14 protein-coding genes and 1 tRNA gene are annotated in these 15,662 nt (G+C 51.1%); 6 read left to right on the top strand and 9 right to left on the bottom strand.

The window, feature by feature from the left end; translation table 11 throughout:
- Positions 1 to 27 precede the first annotated feature (27 nt).
- Complete coding sequence (locus tag EKM96_RS06185) at positions 28 to 2,106, bottom strand: cation:proton antiporter (RefSeq protein WP_125641263.1); 2,079 nt, start codon at positions 2,104 to 2,106, stop codon at positions 28 to 30.
- Between the two features lie 541 nt (positions 2,107 to 2,647).
- Here EKM96_RS06185 and spx point away from each other — a divergent pair.
- Positions 2,648 to 3,046, top strand: coding sequence for a transcriptional regulator Spx (gene spx / locus EKM96_RS06180; RefSeq protein ID WP_125641260.1), 399 nt, complete (start codon positions 2,648 to 2,650; stop codon positions 3,044 to 3,046).
- Positions 3,047 to 3,369: 323 nt separating this feature from the next.
- Here the strand turns inward: spx and EKM96_RS06175 are convergent, their stop codons facing one another.
- A complete protein-coding gene (locus EKM96_RS06175; RefSeq protein WP_125641257.1) occupies positions 3,370 to 3,654 on the bottom strand; it encodes an ATP cone domain-containing protein in 285 nt (94 codons plus the stop codon).
- Between the two features lie 843 nt (positions 3,655 to 4,497).
- On the bottom strand, positions 4,498 to 5,433 hold the full coding sequence (locus tag EKM96_RS06170; protein WP_125641255.1) for a ketopantoate reductase family protein: 936 nt from the start codon (positions 5,431 to 5,433) through the stop codon (positions 4,498 to 4,500).
- Positions 5,434 to 5,607: 174 nt separating this feature from the next.
- Here EKM96_RS06170 and EKM96_RS06165 point away from each other — a divergent pair, with 174 nt between their 5' ends.
- Positions 5,608 to 7,575 (top strand): S9 family peptidase, encoded by a 1,968-nt coding sequence (locus EKM96_RS06165; protein ID WP_125641252.1) that lies wholly within the window; start codon positions 5,608 to 5,610, stop codon positions 7,573 to 7,575.
- Between the two features lie 466 nt (positions 7,576 to 8,041).
- Here the strand turns inward: EKM96_RS06165 and EKM96_RS06160 are convergent, their stop codons facing one another.
- Both EKM96_RS06160 and EKM96_RS06155 read right to left on the bottom strand, forming a co-directional pair.
- A complete protein-coding gene (locus EKM96_RS06160; RefSeq protein ID WP_125641249.1) occupies positions 8,042 to 8,518 on the bottom strand; it encodes a C40 family peptidase in 477 nt (158 codons plus the stop codon).
- 159 nt (positions 8,519 to 8,677) lie between these two features.
- Positions 8,678 to 9,634 carry a linear amide C-N hydrolase gene (locus EKM96_RS06155; protein WP_125641246.1) on the bottom strand — a complete coding sequence of 319 codons (957 nt, stop codon included), beginning with the start codon at positions 9,632 to 9,634 and terminating at the stop codon, positions 8,678 to 8,680.
- A 156-nt stretch (positions 9,635 to 9,790) separates the two neighbouring features.
- Between EKM96_RS06155 and EKM96_RS06150 the strand changes: the two genes are divergently transcribed.
- Positions 9,791 to 10,417 (top strand): LVIS_2131 family protein, encoded by a 627-nt coding sequence (locus EKM96_RS06150; RefSeq protein ID WP_125641243.1) that lies wholly within the window; start codon positions 9,791 to 9,793, stop codon positions 10,415 to 10,417.
- Positions 10,418 to 10,732: 315 nt separating this feature from the next.
- Here the strand turns inward: EKM96_RS06150 and EKM96_RS06145 are convergent, their stop codons facing one another.
- The 3 genes from EKM96_RS06145 to EKM96_RS06135 form a co-directional block, all read right to left on the bottom strand.
- Entirely contained in the window at positions 10,733 to 11,287 is a 555-nt protein-coding gene (locus EKM96_RS06145; protein ID WP_125641240.1) for a M15 family metallopeptidase, read from the bottom strand.
- A 209-nt stretch (positions 11,288 to 11,496) separates the two neighbouring features.
- Positions 11,497 to 12,144, bottom strand: a complete 648-nt coding sequence (locus EKM96_RS06140; RefSeq protein ID WP_125641237.1) for an NAD(P)H-hydrate epimerase — start codon at positions 12,142 to 12,144, stop codon at positions 11,497 to 11,499.
- 30 nt (positions 12,145 to 12,174) lie between these two features.
- On the bottom strand, positions 12,175 to 12,630 hold the full coding sequence (locus EKM96_RS06135) for a MarR family winged helix-turn-helix transcriptional regulator (protein ID WP_125641235.1): 456 nt from the start codon (positions 12,628 to 12,630) through the stop codon (positions 12,175 to 12,177).
- A 136-nt stretch (positions 12,631 to 12,766) separates the two neighbouring features.
- On the opposite strand from EKM96_RS06135, the gene EKM96_RS06130 reads away from it, so the two are divergent.
- The 3 genes from EKM96_RS06130 to EKM96_RS06120 all read left to right on the top strand — a co-directional run bounded on the left by EKM96_RS06130 (position 12,767) and on the right by EKM96_RS06120 (position 14,222).
- Positions 12,767 to 13,093, top strand: coding sequence for a peptidase dimerization domain-containing protein (locus tag EKM96_RS06130; RefSeq protein ID WP_125641233.1), 327 nt, complete (start codon positions 12,767 to 12,769; stop codon positions 13,091 to 13,093).
- A gap of 45 nt (positions 13,094 to 13,138) precedes the next feature.
- A tRNA-Arg gene (locus tag EKM96_RS06125) sits at positions 13,139 to 13,210 on the top strand.
- 325 nt (positions 13,211 to 13,535) lie between these two features.
- Positions 13,536 to 14,222, top strand: coding sequence for a class I SAM-dependent methyltransferase (locus EKM96_RS06120; RefSeq protein WP_125641231.1), 687 nt, complete (start codon positions 13,536 to 13,538; stop codon positions 14,220 to 14,222).
- 99 nt (positions 14,223 to 14,321) lie between these two features.
- On the opposite strand, the gene EKM96_RS06115 is transcribed toward EKM96_RS06120, so the two are convergent.
- The gene (locus EKM96_RS06115; RefSeq protein ID WP_125641228.1) at positions 14,322 to 15,500 is read right to left on the bottom strand and encodes a GGDEF domain-containing protein; all 1,179 of its coding nucleotides are present in this window, start codon (positions 15,498 to 15,500) and stop codon (positions 14,322 to 14,324) included.
- Between the last annotated feature and the right edge of the window lie 162 nt (positions 15,501 to 15,662).

Below are 15,662 nucleotides of genomic sequence, written 5' to 3'. Positions count from 1 at the left end.
GAAAATGTGACGGTGACCGCGAAAATTTTAGTCGGCATCGGCAATTTCTTGCATGTACAGCATCTGATCGGTCGAGACCTGTTGGTAAAGTTCCTCGGCCATGGCAGCGGAAACGCGGTTGGCACTCCGTTGCTCCCGGATGTAGGTGTACTCGTACTGGAAGGCCTGAATAAACATTTCGTTTTGGGCCTCACTGGTTGTGTCATTGGCATTCGACCGGCGATGGCGCGCGTTGTAGTAATTACGAACCGAGTTCACCTCGGCCTGATTGTCCACGCTGGCCGTCTCCGTTAGGAAGGCCATAACATTTTCGTAGACGGTGTCTTCAATCTTTAAATAGGCCTCCCGTCGTTCCTGGTCGACGGCCCGATTACGTTGCCGCTTGCGGGGCAACTGCTGTTTTTCGAGTTCCAGGCGGCGTTCTTGTGCGGCCCGTTGTTCGGGAGTGAAGTCGTGAGTGGCCAGCCACTCCTGTTGTTTACGGATGCGGGCCTTTCGCCGAAAGCGACGGTTAAAGCCATGGCTAAGTCGGTGGCTCACGAAACGAAGCCAGAGGTTGAGATTGACGAACGGATTGTGGCTACTCAATTGTGATCTGAAGACCAAGATACGGACGTAACGAGCGGCAAAGGCTTGTGTAATCACGCCATCGTCGGCCATCTGTTGAACTGTCTGCGTTTCAATCCTGGTGGCATGGTTGAGGAGGGCCTCGACCTTACGCCGGTCTGGTCGTTCGTTAGTCGCCTGGCTATTGAGAATTTCGATGACCGTTTGCGTGGCGGCAGCGGAGTCTGGATTCTCCTGAGCCAGTCGACTGGTGGCATAGTCCACGAGGGCCTTGCGCTCCTGGATCACGTCATCGGGATCGACGGGCAAAGTCTTATTGGGCAGGATAAATGGCAGAACGATGGTGGGGACCAGCAAACTTAAGATGATGACGACTGCCGCAATAAAGATCATGGTATTACGGAAGGGGAAGCTGGCACCATGGTAGGTCAAGGGCAGTGAGAAGGCCATGGCCAAGGTAATGGTTCCGTGAACTCCCGACAAGGCCCCGATGAGGGCATGCTGCCGTCGATCGGATTTGTCTGAATGGATCAGCGCCCAGTCGAAGCGAATCCAGAGGTACCGCAAAGCAAACATGACCACGTAGAGGATAACGGCCAGGGCAATAAAGGTCGTGAGTGACTTTGTGTGGTCTTGCTGAATATTTACCCATACTGTGGGTAGGGAGACCCCGAGGAGGACGAAAACGAACCCGTTGAGGATGTTGGTCAAGATCGTCCAGGTTGATCGGGAGACCAGTTGCAGTTGGGTACTTGAGAGCCGCAATTGGTTGGTTGATACACTGTAGACTAAACCGGCGGCAACCACGGCCAGAATTCCGGAGAGTCCGGCGTGTTCGGCGGCCAGGTAGATGAAGAAGGGCACCAGCACATCGTAGGGAACGATGACGCTGGCGGAATCCTTCCCCGTTTGTACCAGGTAGACGCGGGCCCAGACGGCGATGGCGCCCAGGACAAGGCCGATGAGCAGGCCACCGAAAAACACGATTAGAAAGTGCTTAATCCCGGAACCCAGGGAGAATTCGCCGGTGGTAAAGGCGGTGAGGGCCAGGCTAAAGGCCACCAAGCCGGAAGCATCGTTGAATAGGGATTCTCGCTCCAGCATGCCCATGACCCGCTCTGGTACCGCGATGTTGGTGGTGATGGACGAGACGGCCACGGCATCCGTTGGGGTGACGATAGCCGCCAGGGCAAAGGCCAGCGCCAGGGGTAAACCGGCCAGGATCGTCTGGCTGACGTAGCCCATTAGGACAACGGTGAGGATGGCCAGGGCCACCGCCATCGAGAGAATTGACCCGAAGTTCTTACGGATATCGCGGGCGTTGGCATTCTGCCCATCGTAAAACATGAGTGGGGCAATAATAATGAGCATGAAAATTTCAGGTTCTAGGACAAAGTGATGGTACAACGGAACTAAAGAGAGAATTGCTCCGGCGGCTATTTGATAGAATGCCTGCGGGATGGCGGGGAAATACGGGTAAACCGTATTGGCGACAATGGTCGCCAGCACCAAGAGCAGGACGGCATAAAAGATTTCCAACACAGACCCCTCCAAATCATAATTGCTGGCCCTAATTTTACGCTACCCATCACAAAAAAGGAAAATGATTTTTGGGATTAACGGTTTTTAGTGATTTTAACCATTTGAGTTGGTTTGAGTAGCCAAATTCGGGCGGGTGAAAGCGTTTACTGTGGATAATAATACACTTCATATGAATATACATGCAAATCGGCGAAAAAGACACGCGCGGATTGCCTAAATGATAACTTTGTTAATTTATCGGCGGATAATTTCGTGAATTTAAAAACTTTGTGACAAGGCTTTCAATTGATAATGGGGCGATCAGCATGGGTTATCACAAGTGAAAGTGGTTTTACAAAGATGGTTGAATTTCCCAACTAACCCCTTTAAAATGGTCGCGCCTTCTTTAGAAAGTTTCCAAAAAGGGTTGATTATTCATCCAATTGTGATAACATATAAGTTGGTTCTACTAGATAGTTCAGTGAAATGTTTCGGGGGGACCAAAGGTAGTCGATTGTTTTCTATCGTTACTCAATCCAACGATAAGGAAGTGCTGATTATGATTAATTTGTACATTGCTCCAAGTAGCGCATCCAGTCGGAAGGCACGTGCCTGGCTGAAGGGACATGACATTGCATTCAAGGAACGCAATATCAAGTCCAAGCCGTTAAATGCTACAGAAGTTAAACAAATTCTGCGTTTAACGGAAAATGGCAGTGAAGATATCATCTCCACACGGTCAAATATCTTTAAACAACTACACGTTGATTTAGATAGTTTATCGGTTAGCCAATTAGTGGATTTAGTTGTGAAATACCCTGACTTAATCAAGCGTCCAATCATCTTTGATGATAAGCGGTTGGAAGTCGGCTATAACGAAGAAGAAATTCGCCGGTTCTTACCCCGTGAGGTACGGACAGCCGAATTACATCATTTAGAATCTCAATTAAGTTCTTAAGTCGAATCGATCAGTTCTCGGGGGAGTGCTGGTCGGTTTTTTATTGACAAATTTATAATCACCCGCATGGTCGCCACGCTGATTAAGGTCAGTGTGACGGCCTTTTTTGTTGGTCGCTGACTGGCGGCCGCCTTCAGAGTCTGATGGCCTCTGAGAGGTCGTCAGGCAATCGATTTGCGTCCGATTGAACTCGGTTACCTGTGATTGTTAGAATGGCTGAGGGGAGCATTTTAGGCCAATTCAGTTCGGAGGACGGCTGTTTGGGAGATTAAAAATCAGGCCAACAAAAAACGCTCAGGACAGACGATCCTGGGCGTGCGGTTTTAAGCTTGTTGTTTGCGGTAACTTTGGGCCATTTGGTCGTAGCCGAGTTGCGCCAAGGTTTGGGTTATGGTGTCTTCAATGGTGGCGGTGGCCACGACATCGAAACCGGCTAGTTGGGCAACGATCAGACTTTCAACCCGGTGGACAACGGTTGGATCGTTGGTGAGGGCGGTGAGGTCCGTGTGAATCTTGTGGGGATCAAACGGTGCGTGATCTCCAGCTAAATTTTCCACGGTGAGACCGCCCGGATGCATGGTGGTCTGTGATCTTCTTAAAACGTCCATCGTCTCTAGCCCTCCTAGGTGTTTACCCGCTACCAGGTCATGCTAATCTGGCAGGGGTCAAAATTGAGTATAGGTCTATGTTACGATGAATTTCAGAAAAACACAACTAGATATAGTGGGAATATCGTATCAATTTCTACATATTGTAGCAATACCACGGAGCGTGGTGCTCTATTTTCTCTGTGGCTGTCTTCTGATCTCTCCGATCGGGTTCGGCTTTTCGTTTGATTGGGCCGCCTACGGCCGGCAGACGCCGTCCCATGAGGCAGACCTGAAGCCGGAAGGGCGGTCTTCAGGGCAACTTTGACCCTCACAAAAGTCGTGAGTCTCAAAGATTGGCCAGTCGCCTAAGCTGGGAAGTCCCCCCAGCTAACGCGACCGACACGGGACTCTGTCTGCCGGCCTTCGGCTGAATCTGCAAAAAATACCACAACCCCGTTCAATCAAAGAGATTGATCGAACAGGGTCGTGGTTTAAGGCGTTTCCAGTTTAATGTTGAAGTAGGATTTGCAGAAAAATAGTCTTAACTGGTCGTCCAATTGTGACAACGTCTGGTTAAACTAGCCAGGTATCAACTCGTGGCTTCTTGCTTAACGATTAACTATCGGGTAGTTATTGACAGGTTAATTGTCTAGCTGAATCTAAGCCAAAGGGGGTTAGGGGCGGAGTCCTGTGAAGGTGGTGTTAGTCGGTGGTTTTCCGGCTTACAGCACGGGCCGACCTGCGAGCTGCACGGGTTGAGTGTAGCTTGCAGGCGAGCCTGGAGACCGACCTTTGGCTCCGGGCGGGCCCCATAGGACGCGGCCCCTAACCGCCGTCGGCGGTTGAAAAGAAATCTAAAAATTAATCCTTGGCAGTAACCAAAGCTTCTTGACTGTGAATCAGTTGGGCCAGGATGGCATTGTGGGGAACTGGGACACCAAGCTTCTTGCCGAGACGGGCCACGTAGCCATTCAGGAAGTCGACTTCGGTGGGACGGTGATTCGCCATGTCTTGATGCATGGATGGATAGTGGCCACCGTTGGTTTCGGGTGAGAATTGAGCGGCGATGAGGGTCGTGACGTCACTGGCGCTAAAGGTGATCTTAGCGGCATCGGCCACGGCCTGGAATTCATCCAGCACCGCATCGTTGAGGTCCCGCCAATTTGGCAGGGCGCCAAACTCACCGATATTGCAGTTGAGCAGGGTACAGTAGGTATTTAGGACACTGTTCAAACCGGCCTTTTTCCAAATGGCCGCCATGACATCATCGGCAGGGCTGGCATTCATACCAGCGGCGTTCAATGTTGAAATAATGTCATCGAGGTTAGGGAAGTTAGCGGGATCAACGGCCTGCAGTGAGATGCTGCCAGTTCCCGTGACCTTGATGTGACCGGGCCCGACCAAGCCAGAAGACCAGACCGTGGTGCCGACGACGATTTGTGACCGCGGCACGTGTTTTTCGATGGTCTCGACGTTACCAATCCCGTTGGCCAGGGTGAGGACGGCCGGGTGGTTGGCGAGCACGGCGTGAAGGTCGGTTAACATTTGGTCCATTTGCATGGTCTTGGTAAAGAGGATCACTAAGTCAAAGGTGGTCGTGACGTCCTTGGGCGCCAACGCCGTCATTGGATAGGCTTGATCCTTGCCATCATCGCTGGTGACCATTAAGCCATTGGCGTTGATAGCCGCAACGTGATCCGCCCAGTTATCAATCAAGGTGACGTCGTTGCCAGCCGCCTGTAATTTCACACCGAATCGGCTACCCATGGCGCCGGCACCGGCAATTGCAATTTTCATGAAGAATCCCTCCTAATGGTGTTGTCTATCGCCAGTGTAGCAGATTTTATGATTTAGTGGGTTATTAACTGACGGGATTGTGAATTGACAGTGCCCATGGAGGGGCTTAACATTAGGCTTACTGAGATTAGAGAATAATGAGAGAACCAATTGAAGAGAAGGAGTGAGCTACGTATGTCACAGGGAGTCAGTGCCGAGGATTTATTCAAGTTAAAGGCGTTATCACAGCCGGTGGCCGCTAATGACCATATTTATTACGTTGAAAATGGGGTCGATCAGGTCAGTAATGGCTACACCGCCACGATTAAGGCGGTCGATGCCCTAGGTGCCGTGCAAACCATTGGGACCAATGGGACGTTGAATCTGCAACCGGCCACTGTGGGCGATGACGTCTATTACACCGCTACGGTCGGTCAGGCCAAGCCGCAATTGTATCGCGTTAGTAAGGGTCAGGAACCAGAATGCCTGACTAAGAATGCCAATGAGGCGGTGAACACCGTGATTGCGGCCGCTTCCGGTCAGACTGTTTACTTTAAGACCACGGAGACGGCGGAACAGCCTAAGTTGCCAAGCCCGCAAGACTTTCCCGCCACGCGTCATGTGACCCGCCTGATCAATAAGGCGGATGGCTATGGGTGGTTGCCACAGGATGTGACCTACCGGTTGCGGCGTTTCACACCGGCGACGGGAATGGTTGAGCAACTCTTTGCCCAAGGTTATGACTTCGATCTGACCTCGGTGAGCGCCGATGGTCAGGCCGTCACCTACATTAGTGACGAGCAACCCTTGAATGACCGGAATTTTAATCGCGCCGTGAATTATCTGGATGTGACCACTGGGGAGACGGTTTCTCTGACCGGTAGCCTGAAGCAGGGCCGCTTCACCGATGCCACGATTTCCCCGGATGGGCGGCACGTGGCCCTGGTTGGTGATGATGGGGCGTTCGGCCGCCATACCGTGGCCGACCTCTTCATGGCCGATACCATCAGTGGCGACCTCGAACGGTTGACCGGCGATCTGGATGCCGATCTGGTCCCAGACTTCGCGGGTGACTTCGAGCAGCATGCCAGTGGCAAATTGGTGCGGTGGTTGGATGCCAACCACTACGTCTTCACCGCCGCCTATCATGGGCGTAGTCAACTTTACTCGGGTCAAATTAATGGCCAGCCCAAGTTGCTTAACGACGATGCCCGGCAAATCATCGACTTCGCCGTGATGGATGCCCAAACGTTAGCCCTGGTGGTATCTTATCAGGACCTGCCGAGCGAATTGGTCCGCTTTAGCTTAACGGTCGGTGCTGAGGAGCCATTGGTTAATCCGAATGCCGCCTACGAAAGCACTCACGAGTACGCCCATCCCCATCGGTTCGACTTCCAGGCCACCGATGGCCAACAGTTGGAAGGATGGTATCTGCCAGCCCGGACGACGGCACCGAAACAACCCGTATTGTTGTATGTCCATGGGGGCCCACACGCCAACTACGGCGAAACGTTCTTCTACGAATTTCAGGTTCATGCTAGTCGAGGCTTCGGGGTCGTCTTCTTCAATCCGCGGGGCTCAACCAGCTACGGGCAAGCCTTCGAGAACAACGTGATTGGCCACTATGGCGCGGATGATTATCAAGATGTGATCACCGGCCTCGATGCAGCCTTGGCTAAATATCCACGGCTCGATGCGACCCGTCAGTACATTGCCGGGGGCTCGTATGGTGGGTTCATGACACTCTGGGCGATTGGTCACACCACGCGGTTTGCGGCGGCAATTGCCCAACGGCCCGTGACCAACTGGATCAGCCTCTTTGGGACCAGTGACATCGGCTTTTATTTCGAACCGGAAGAGTTGGACGCCGATCTCTTCTCCAAGGAAGGCCTGGCTTCCTACTGGCAACAGTCACCACTGGCCTATGCCGAGCAGGTGACGACGCCTGTGCGGTTGTTACACGGCGAGTGGGACATGCGTTGTCCAATTGGTCAATCCGAAGAATACTTCACGGCCATCAAACGCAACGGTGTGGAGGCGGACTTCATTCGCTATCCGCAAAGCTTCCATGGCGTGTCGCGAGATGGCCTGCCAAGTCTGCGGGTTCAGCGGATCGATGACATGACGGCATGGTTTGTGGCCCATCCATCGGCCCGTAATTAAATTGAAAAAATTAAGGTCGTTAGCCTGAGAGAAATCAGGCTAACGACCTTTTTTGAGGTGGAAACTGTCGAATGACTTATTCCGAGTAGAGACCACGTTTAAATTAAAGATGAGTTACTTAGAGAATCGGACAAAATTGGCGCTGACCAACTTTGGGCGATTCATTTTTTGTAGCCGGTCATTTAGGGGGATATCAGCCGAGAGGGCGGGCAGGGGGTGGCTCAGCCATGAAATTTCTCTTGGTCGAGAGGCTTTCTCGAGTTAGAGAAAGGCCGGCCTTTGAGACGTGGTTTGCGGCTCAAAGCGGTGCCCATGGCGTTCCAGCCACCCCAGGCCCAACCGGCAGGCGGCAATGAACGGCTAATATCACCAGTTTTGTAGATCCAAAAAACCTCCGTCGTGACGTAACGACGGAGGCCCAGTTTATTTCATTTATGAAGGTTGTGGAACTGGATTTGTAACTTAATTATTTAACGTTACCAACGCGGGCGTAACCAACAGCGTGCCACCAAGGAGCGTGAACCTTTTCAGTCACAACACCACGGTTTTGGGAGTCGATCATCTTACCACCACCAACGTATAAACCAACGTGGGAGATAGAATGCTTGGAACCACCGAAGAAGACGAGGTCACCCTTCTTGATGTTCTTGTAAGTCACGTGCTTGTACTTGTTGTATTGCGCTTGGGCAGTCCGTGGAATCTTCTTGGAAGCACCCTTCTTGTAAACGTAGCTCGTAAAGCCAGAGCAGTCGAAGCGGGAAGGACCAGTTGCGCCCCAACCGTAAGGCTTACCTAATTGCTTCTTGGCAACCTTGTGGATTTTGCTGTAAGACATCTCTGATGATGCAGAAGCATCAGTAGGCTGGGTAATTGCGAAACCGGCAATGGCAAAGGCCACCGTGGCCATAATCGTTAATGCGATGTTAACAAGCGTCTTCTTCATAAATGTAAACAAACTCCTTATTTTTTAAAATTATTTTTTGTATTTGCATGTCTGTGTTTCATATCAACGTGTTTAATACTATCAGGGAGTTGTTACAGTAATGTCTCAAACGAATATCAATCGGATTAAAGGTCACGTTAAGCTTTGCAACATTCATGGTTAATTGGCGGAATAGGCGTGCGGGAAGTGCCGGTGGGCCGCCATTTCTGGCGTCATGATAATATGTTGCAAACGGTGAGTTGTCCGGGGAATAAAGTGGTAAATTAAGCGGTCTAAATCGATAATTGATCGGTAATGGGTGTAATTATGGTTGGTTTGTCCCCGTCTTTTGGGGTCATAGGGCAGGCTGACTTCGTCTAACCAGCGGAAAATTTGGCTGATTTGGCGTTCATCATTGACGGCGATTGGTGACCCCCATTTCTGCAGGGCCATGTGAATGAATCGTCGCGTAGGCACCGGTCCGGTTGGCAATGACTGGCCACTCGCTAGATAATCTTTGGCGGCCGTCACCGTTTCCGCGGTAAAGTCCGGGCCGGAAACGGCTAGGAAGTCATTCAAATTTTGTAAATGGGTGGCCAGGACCGGGGTATTCGTCAGCACACCGGCCGGATCGGGCTGCGCCACCAGCGGACCTCCCGTGGGTTCGATGACCAGTGTTTGCCCCGTCCGGTCACTGAGAATCCAGTGGAAGGGGTAGACGTAACGATCGCTCCCCCAGCGGCGATCCACCAAGGTCACGTTGGGGAGGTCGGCCACAATTTCTGCCAGAGTGGCATGTTCACCCAACGCCCAGTTGATGAAGTCCTGGGGCGTGAGGTTGGTTTGACCGGGTAGGGGATCGGGCGCATAGTCGACGACACCGGGCAGATAAAGCTCGGCACAGCTTATGCCGGTCTCGTTAACCCCATCGGCTAGCAAATAAGCGGCGAGGTCGGTGGCCCGACGACCGCCACCCAGAATGGCGTAACGCGTGGTCCGGGGTTCTGCCAAGGCCGTTTGCCAGTGATAGTCCCGTGGTAAGAACACGGGCCGCCAGGGGGTGGTGGTTGGGAAATCCATGGTTCTGGCAAAAAAATGGTGGGCAGATCCGGAGGTATAGGTTAGACTAGTACACACAGGGAATTCCTCCTTATATAGAACGGTAAATATTAGTCTAAGTATAACGTAAATCCACTGGGGCGGTTGCTTGTATTCCCGGCGTGAATCTCGTAAGCTATTAGAGGAAGTTAACACCCGAATAGCGGCTTATTTGTGGAAGGGAATTGGGAAATCATGAAATCAACTTGGAACTTAGTGGGGATGGGCATCTGGCTACTGATCCTGGTGGGACTAGTCTTGATGGTGCACGACATGCGTGTCCGGCGGCTTCGCTTAATTGTGAAGGAGCATCGCAGTTTCTCCTGGCACAACTTCACCATCTCCACCGTTGAACTCGTCGTTTGGTTATTGGTCTTTGGCGGCATGAGTGCCACCACCTTTTTCCAAGACGTGAACCATTTAGGCACCCGAGTGACGGAGACCACGCGGTACGAACCCTTGGTCATCAACACGGGTAGTGGCAATGGCGCCGCCTACTATGTGACGGTCAACAATAGTAATGGGAAGAAACCGGTGCAGACCTATACTTACCTCACTGAAGGTGAGAAGTATCAGGTTAGCAGCACGGATGCCACGGTGTCCGCTGGCAAGAAGGCCATCAACCTGCCTGCATCGGCCTATGACTGGGATAAGAGCAAGGTTAAGAAGTATGACCAGCGCCACCAAAAGGCGTGGGTCGGCGTCATCGAGACGACGTACAAGAAGTCCTTCGTCAACGGTATTGGCCTGCACGCGGGTCGCTTAGCCAACCGGTTCACGTTGATTCGGATTCCGGACCATTCCTTTATGGTAGAAAAGTAAAAAAAATCAAATAACACTACGAAAATAGGTGATCACAGTCCTTGCAAAAGGCTGGTGATCACCTATTTTTTAGCAGTTTAAAGAAACATTGTTGTTATCAAATATAAAAATAACGAACGACTACTGTCGGCGTATGCGGAGCCGAGAGGGCGGTCCGGTGGGGGCTCAGTGGTGTCGTTTGCCTTAGCCGCGGGCTTGGCGACTTAGGCAAAGGCCGGTCTACGAGACTGACGGTTTTGGTCAGGCTTGTAGTCGAGCCCACCACGTTCCAGCCCCCACCGGGCCAACCGGCAAGGCGGCAATGAACGCCCAAAGCTAGTAGTCGTTGGGGTTGGCCAGGGCGGGTTGATAGTCGTCCATTTGGTTATCGCGGAAGTCCCACCACTCGTTGACGTAGCCGTCGAAGCCTGCCTCGGTCATGGCCTGCGTCAAAATCTGATAGGTCCGTTCCTGTTCAGCCGTTCGTGGCGCGTTGCGGTGAGCGGCCTTGGTGAAGTCGTCGAAGCCCGTTTGCATCGGAATTTCATGGCCATCGCGGTCACAGAGCGTGACGTCAAAGGTGACTCCCTTTTGGTGAGAGAAGTTTGGATTCGGTTCGGCAACAAAGGTCGGGTCCGGATAGACCTCGAAGAGTCGTTCTTGGGCCGTTACCGGTCGGTAGGCGTCCCAAACCTTGAGGCGGTAACCCTGTGGTTTGAGCAGGGCGTTGGCGGCCGCGAGTTTCTTGGCGGTTCCGGTGCGGGCAATGGCGGTCTGAAAATCGTAGACCACTTGATGGGTGAAATTATTCGTGGTGGCGTAGCGCAGGTCGACCATGATGCTGGGATCCAGCGCTTGAACGTTGGTAAAACCAGTTTCTAGTTGTGACATGAGGCACCTCCCATTAAATTAGGTTCAGTATACCGGGTTCGCTGGGAAATTGCTGGGTATTTGGCCAACAAAAAACGACCAACCCGCAACTGGTTGGTCGTGAAATGCCAGGAAACACGAAGGCTAACTCGCCTTTCGTAGTTCCTATTCTACGCGGGCTAATCCCTGGCAAGGTAATTAGCCGTTTGGTTGGTTGAGTCAGTTATCGATTAACGGGCATGTTCGACACGATCTTGGGCGTAAATTCCAATGTCCGCGACGTGAACCGTGCCGCTGTGGTGCTTTCCCGTGGTGGTCAACAGGCCAATCTTGTTGTAAGCCATGGTGACCGTGGTGTCGGCGACGACCGCTACCCCCATGACGTTCCCGGTATCGGCATTGATTCCGGAAGGCACATCGATAGAAACGGTCTTGGCATCGGCCGCGTTAATCGCGTTGATGGCGTCCGCAAATTTGCCGGTGATGTCGCGGCTCAGGCCGACCCCAAAGATGGCGTCGATGATCAGCGTCGCGTTGACCACGTCGTTCAAGTCGGTGGTTAGCGGGATGCCGTAGTAATCCGCGATCTTCAATTGTTGGGTCGTTTGTGAGGTGGCCTTCGCGGGGTCGCCTAACAGGTAGATGGCCACGTCGATGCCACGAATCTTGAGTAACCGCGCAACGGCAATCCCATCGCCACCATTGTTACCGGTGGCGGCCACCACGACAACGCGGGTGATATCGAAATCGTCATTTAAAATGTTGTTGAAGGTCGCAAGGGCGGCCCGTTCCATCAGGACCATGGCAGGGATGCCAACGATGTTGATGGTGTGTGCGTCGAAGCGTTGGGCTTCGGCGATAGTAATTGCTTTACTCATGTAAATTCCTCCTCGATACGGTTAGACTGACTAATGGCTATCGGATTGGTTGTCGCCCTTTAAGACGCTAGCTGAGAGTAATTGTAATTGATGGGTAATCCCAGAATAATCGAAGTCGCTCGTGGTTGGCGTGACCTTCTCCCACCAGTCGTGTAAGACATCGATCGCCTGGTGAACCAGTTGGTCACCGTCGGCGGTCAGATTGAGGCGTCGGTTACGTCGGTCGTCGGGATCGGTTTCCTTCTCCAATAGTGACAGTTTGACTAGGTGTTGCACCATTCGGGCCATGAGGCCCTCGTCAACGGCCATGGTCCACGCCGCCTTCCGTTGGTTCAACTGGCTGGATTCTGAGATGAGGACTAGCAAATAAAATTCGGTGATATTGACAGGCATCGCATCGGCTTCAAGAATCTGGTTCATTGCCCGCTGAAATTGCCGGTGGAGGATGGCCAGATTCGTTGTAAAGTCTAGTATTGAGTCTTCCATGAGCCACCTCCTAAGTCGTTATAAATTTACTTATCACCAGTTTACACCAGATCCCGGACAAGGATAATGCTTTAACTCTTTTCTTTGGCCGGAAGTGCTAGAATAGTAACCAAACTAATTTATAGGAGGGATTCGTGTGTTTATTCAGGTACCTGCGGACATGGATGAGGTCCAGCTGCGTCAACTCCAGCTCAAGCAACATGGCGAAGCGGTCACGGAGAGTGTGATTATTAACCAGGCGGTGCTCGATATTTTCCAAAATTTCCTCGACCAGATTGAGGACGGGCACTACGATACCGCCGCTTGGAAGGGTAACGACCTGGTGGTCACAGACATCGATGGTGTGCAAACGGCCACGGTTAGCCCAGCCGGCGCCAGCTTCGAGGCCGACTTCCGGGATAATGCCGACCAGACGGAGCAGCGCCTAGAACAGGAAGCCATTCAGGCCGCCGGAGGCCGTTAAAAGATTTGGCCATTGACGGATTTTGTACTAAACTATAGGTGTTGTGCGCCCTTAGTGTAATGGATAGCACATGAGATTTCGGTCCTCATGATCCGAGTTCGACTCTCGGGGGGCGCATTCTTTTTTGAAAAGGTGAATAGAATCGTTGAGTTGACGCCATTTAAAAGTGGCGTCTTTTCTTTTGGGGGCACTTTTACTATTAATGGGTTCTTCCTTAACAAACTTAGGGACGGTCGCTTACTGACTTAGGCACTGTGGAATACTGAAAACTGCTGACAGGCAAGACATTAGGAAATCTATTTTTAGAACACACCTGAAGAGGTGCGACCTTTCAAAGATTTAGCGGATTATGAGTTGTAATTGAATGTGTGGTTCGTTATAGTTTGTTATCTAGGCAGCGGTCGCGACGATGTTAGCGACTGAATATTCGGAGGGGTGTTTTATGAAAAAGGGGATTGACGCACCGTTGGTACCAATAATGTTTCTAGTGGTTGGTATTGTCGGATTGGTTATGGCAATTATTTCCAAGGACTGGACTAATTATGTTTTTCCAATCATCTTTTTATTATTCGGTGGATTGTACTTGCACACGTCGCTTCTTGGAAAATACAAAATCATTGAACGAGTCGTGAGAAAGATGGATCTGCCCAGGGATGCACAAGTCTTAGATTTAGGTACGGGGCATGGTGCATTCTTGTTAGAAGTTGCCCAGCGATTAACGAGTCCTGGTAAGATTATTGGTCTAGACATCTGGAATCAGGGCGATCAATCAGGAAACGCCATTGAAGCAACCCAAAGAAACATTGAACAACTGGGAGTCAGTGATGTTAGCGAGCTAGTGACAGGAAACATGGTTAAACTACCTTTTGAAAATAATGTTTTTGATAGTGTTGTCGCTAGCCTTTCAATTCATAACGTCAAGCCTAAGTCTAGCCGTGAGAAGGCCATTGATGAGGCCTATAGAGTGTTGAAGCCGGGCGGCCAATTGGTGGTTTTAGATATAGAGCATGTTCGGGAGTACCAAAGTAGATTAGTGAAGTTAGGGGCTAGCGCGATTCAGGTAAAGCATGCGGGGATAAACGGTATGTATGCAGCACTTAGCACTAGGATATTAACGGCAAAAAAGTAGTTCAACGGTTAAAGGGATGTCATGCTAAGTCATAAATTCTTCTAAAAAATACAGCACCCACTATGTATCTGGTGGGCGCTGTATTTGAGTTTGTCTAACTTATGATTGCCCATTCTGATCCTCAACTGTAATCCGGTTACGACCCCCCTGTTTGGATAGATAGAGGTAGTGGTCAACGCGTTTGAACCAACTGTCAAAGTTCAGATCGGTTGGTTGTAAGGCTGAAATGCCCACGGAGACCGTCACCGTTAGTTTCTGGTTGTCGAGGTGGACAGGGTGTTGCTTCAAGGTTTCTTGGATAGCCATGATGGCCCGTTCCGCATCGGCCGGTGAGGTGTCTTCAAAGATGATGACAAATTCCTCACCACCATAGCGGAATAGTTCGCCGTAGGGTGTTTGGCGTACCAGCTCCTGGTTAAAGTGTTGGGCCACGTGTTTGAGGACGATATCGCCAGCCAGGTGGCCGTATTCATCGTTGAAGTTTTTAAAGTGATCAATGTCAAACATGGCCATGGTAATGGGCTTAGTGGGATGATGGCGGTAAACACCAAAGACCCCAACCGTCGTGGTGTCAAAGTTGGCCCGGTTACGAACACCGGTCAGTTCATCGTAATTTGCGGCCTGGCTCAAGCGGGAAAGGTGCTTGATGACCTGATTGATCCGCTTCACGAAGAACCGAATGATCCACATGTACAGGATGAAGATGACCAGGACGTTGACCATGTAGAACAGGTGATAGGGCCGCACCGACCAGATAATCAGGCACCAAGTTAAGCCGTATAACAGTTGTAAAAGTAAGAAGCGCCATTCCGAGTCTAACGCTAGCGTTTGGTGGCGGCTGATATAGATAATGACGCCAAACAAGATGACCGTCATGATGGCAAATAGCCACCACCATTGGGGACTGGCGCCTAACCGCAAGGAAGCCCCGTAGAAGATCAGTGGCATCGCCAGGTTGACCAAGGTTACGGCGAGAGTCTGCATGGCGTACAGGCTAAATAACAGCACCATTAACTGGGCAATGGCATAGCCCCAGCTTAGAACGCTCCCACCGTTTAGGACGAGGAAGGTTTGTCTTAAGACCACGACCCCACCCACCACAATGACGGCTTCAAGCAAATCGACGATGATGGTGTAGGGACGGAAAAGCCTAACGGTGCGTTGGGCCAAAACGTAGGTCATCATCATCATGAGTGTGATGAGGCCAACGGTAATGAGGGCCATAATGACTGATTTAATGTTAAAAATATCTTGGAAAAAATTTTCAAATAGATTCATAGAATCACCCGATCGTTATGATGGTCTAAGCTCAGGTTAAGCATACCATAAATGGGGGTAACGATTTCGCTGATTAACAAATAAATTGTTAAAATAACGGTGAGGGGTGGACCCGTGATTATTCCTTGTATGACGACTATTGTAAAAAGTGGCTAAATAAAG

The organism is Levilactobacillus tangyuanensis, assembly GCF_003946545.1.
In the GTDB taxonomy this organism is placed as follows: domain Bacteria; phylum Bacillota; class Bacilli; order Lactobacillales; family Lactobacillaceae; genus Levilactobacillus; species Levilactobacillus tangyuanensis.
This window is presented reverse-complemented; position numbering and strand designations above follow the sequence as displayed.

Excerpts from the sequence above, each read along its gene's own strand:
- spx (WP_125641260.1), top strand. The coding sequence starts at position 2,648 with ATGATTAATTTGTACATTGCTCCAAGTAGCGCATCCAGTCGGAAGGCA.
- EKM96_RS06175 (WP_125641257.1), bottom strand. The coding sequence starts at position 3,654 with ATGGACGTTTTAAGAAGATCACAGACCACCATGCATCCGGGCGGTCTC.
- EKM96_RS06170 (WP_125641255.1), bottom strand. The coding sequence starts at position 5,433 with ATGAAAATTGCAATTGCCGGTGCCGGCGCCATGGGTAGCCGATTCGGT.
- EKM96_RS06165 (WP_125641252.1), top strand. The coding sequence starts at position 5,608 with ATGTCACAGGGAGTCAGTGCCGAGGATTTATTCAAGTTAAAGGCGTTA.
- EKM96_RS06160 (WP_125641249.1), bottom strand. The coding sequence starts at position 8,518 with ATGAAGAAGACGCTTGTTAACATCGCATTAACGATTATGGCCACGGTG.
- EKM96_RS06150 (WP_125641243.1), top strand. The coding sequence starts at position 9,791 with ATGAAATCAACTTGGAACTTAGTGGGGATGGGCATCTGGCTACTGATC.
- EKM96_RS06145 (WP_125641240.1), bottom strand. The coding sequence starts at position 11,287 with ATGTCACAACTAGAAACTGGTTTTACCAACGTTCAAGCGCTGGATCCC.
- EKM96_RS06140 (WP_125641237.1), bottom strand. The coding sequence starts at position 12,144 with ATGAGTAAAGCAATTACTATCGCCGAAGCCCAACGCTTCGACGCACAC.
- EKM96_RS06135 (WP_125641235.1), bottom strand. The coding sequence starts at position 12,630 with ATGGAAGACTCAATACTAGACTTTACAACGAATCTGGCCATCCTCCAC.
- EKM96_RS06120 (WP_125641231.1), top strand. The coding sequence starts at position 13,536 with ATGAAAAAGGGGATTGACGCACCGTTGGTACCAATAATGTTTCTAGTG.
- EKM96_RS06115 (WP_125641228.1), bottom strand. The coding sequence starts at position 15,500 with ATGAATCTATTTGAAAATTTTTTCCAAGATATTTTTAACATTAAATCA.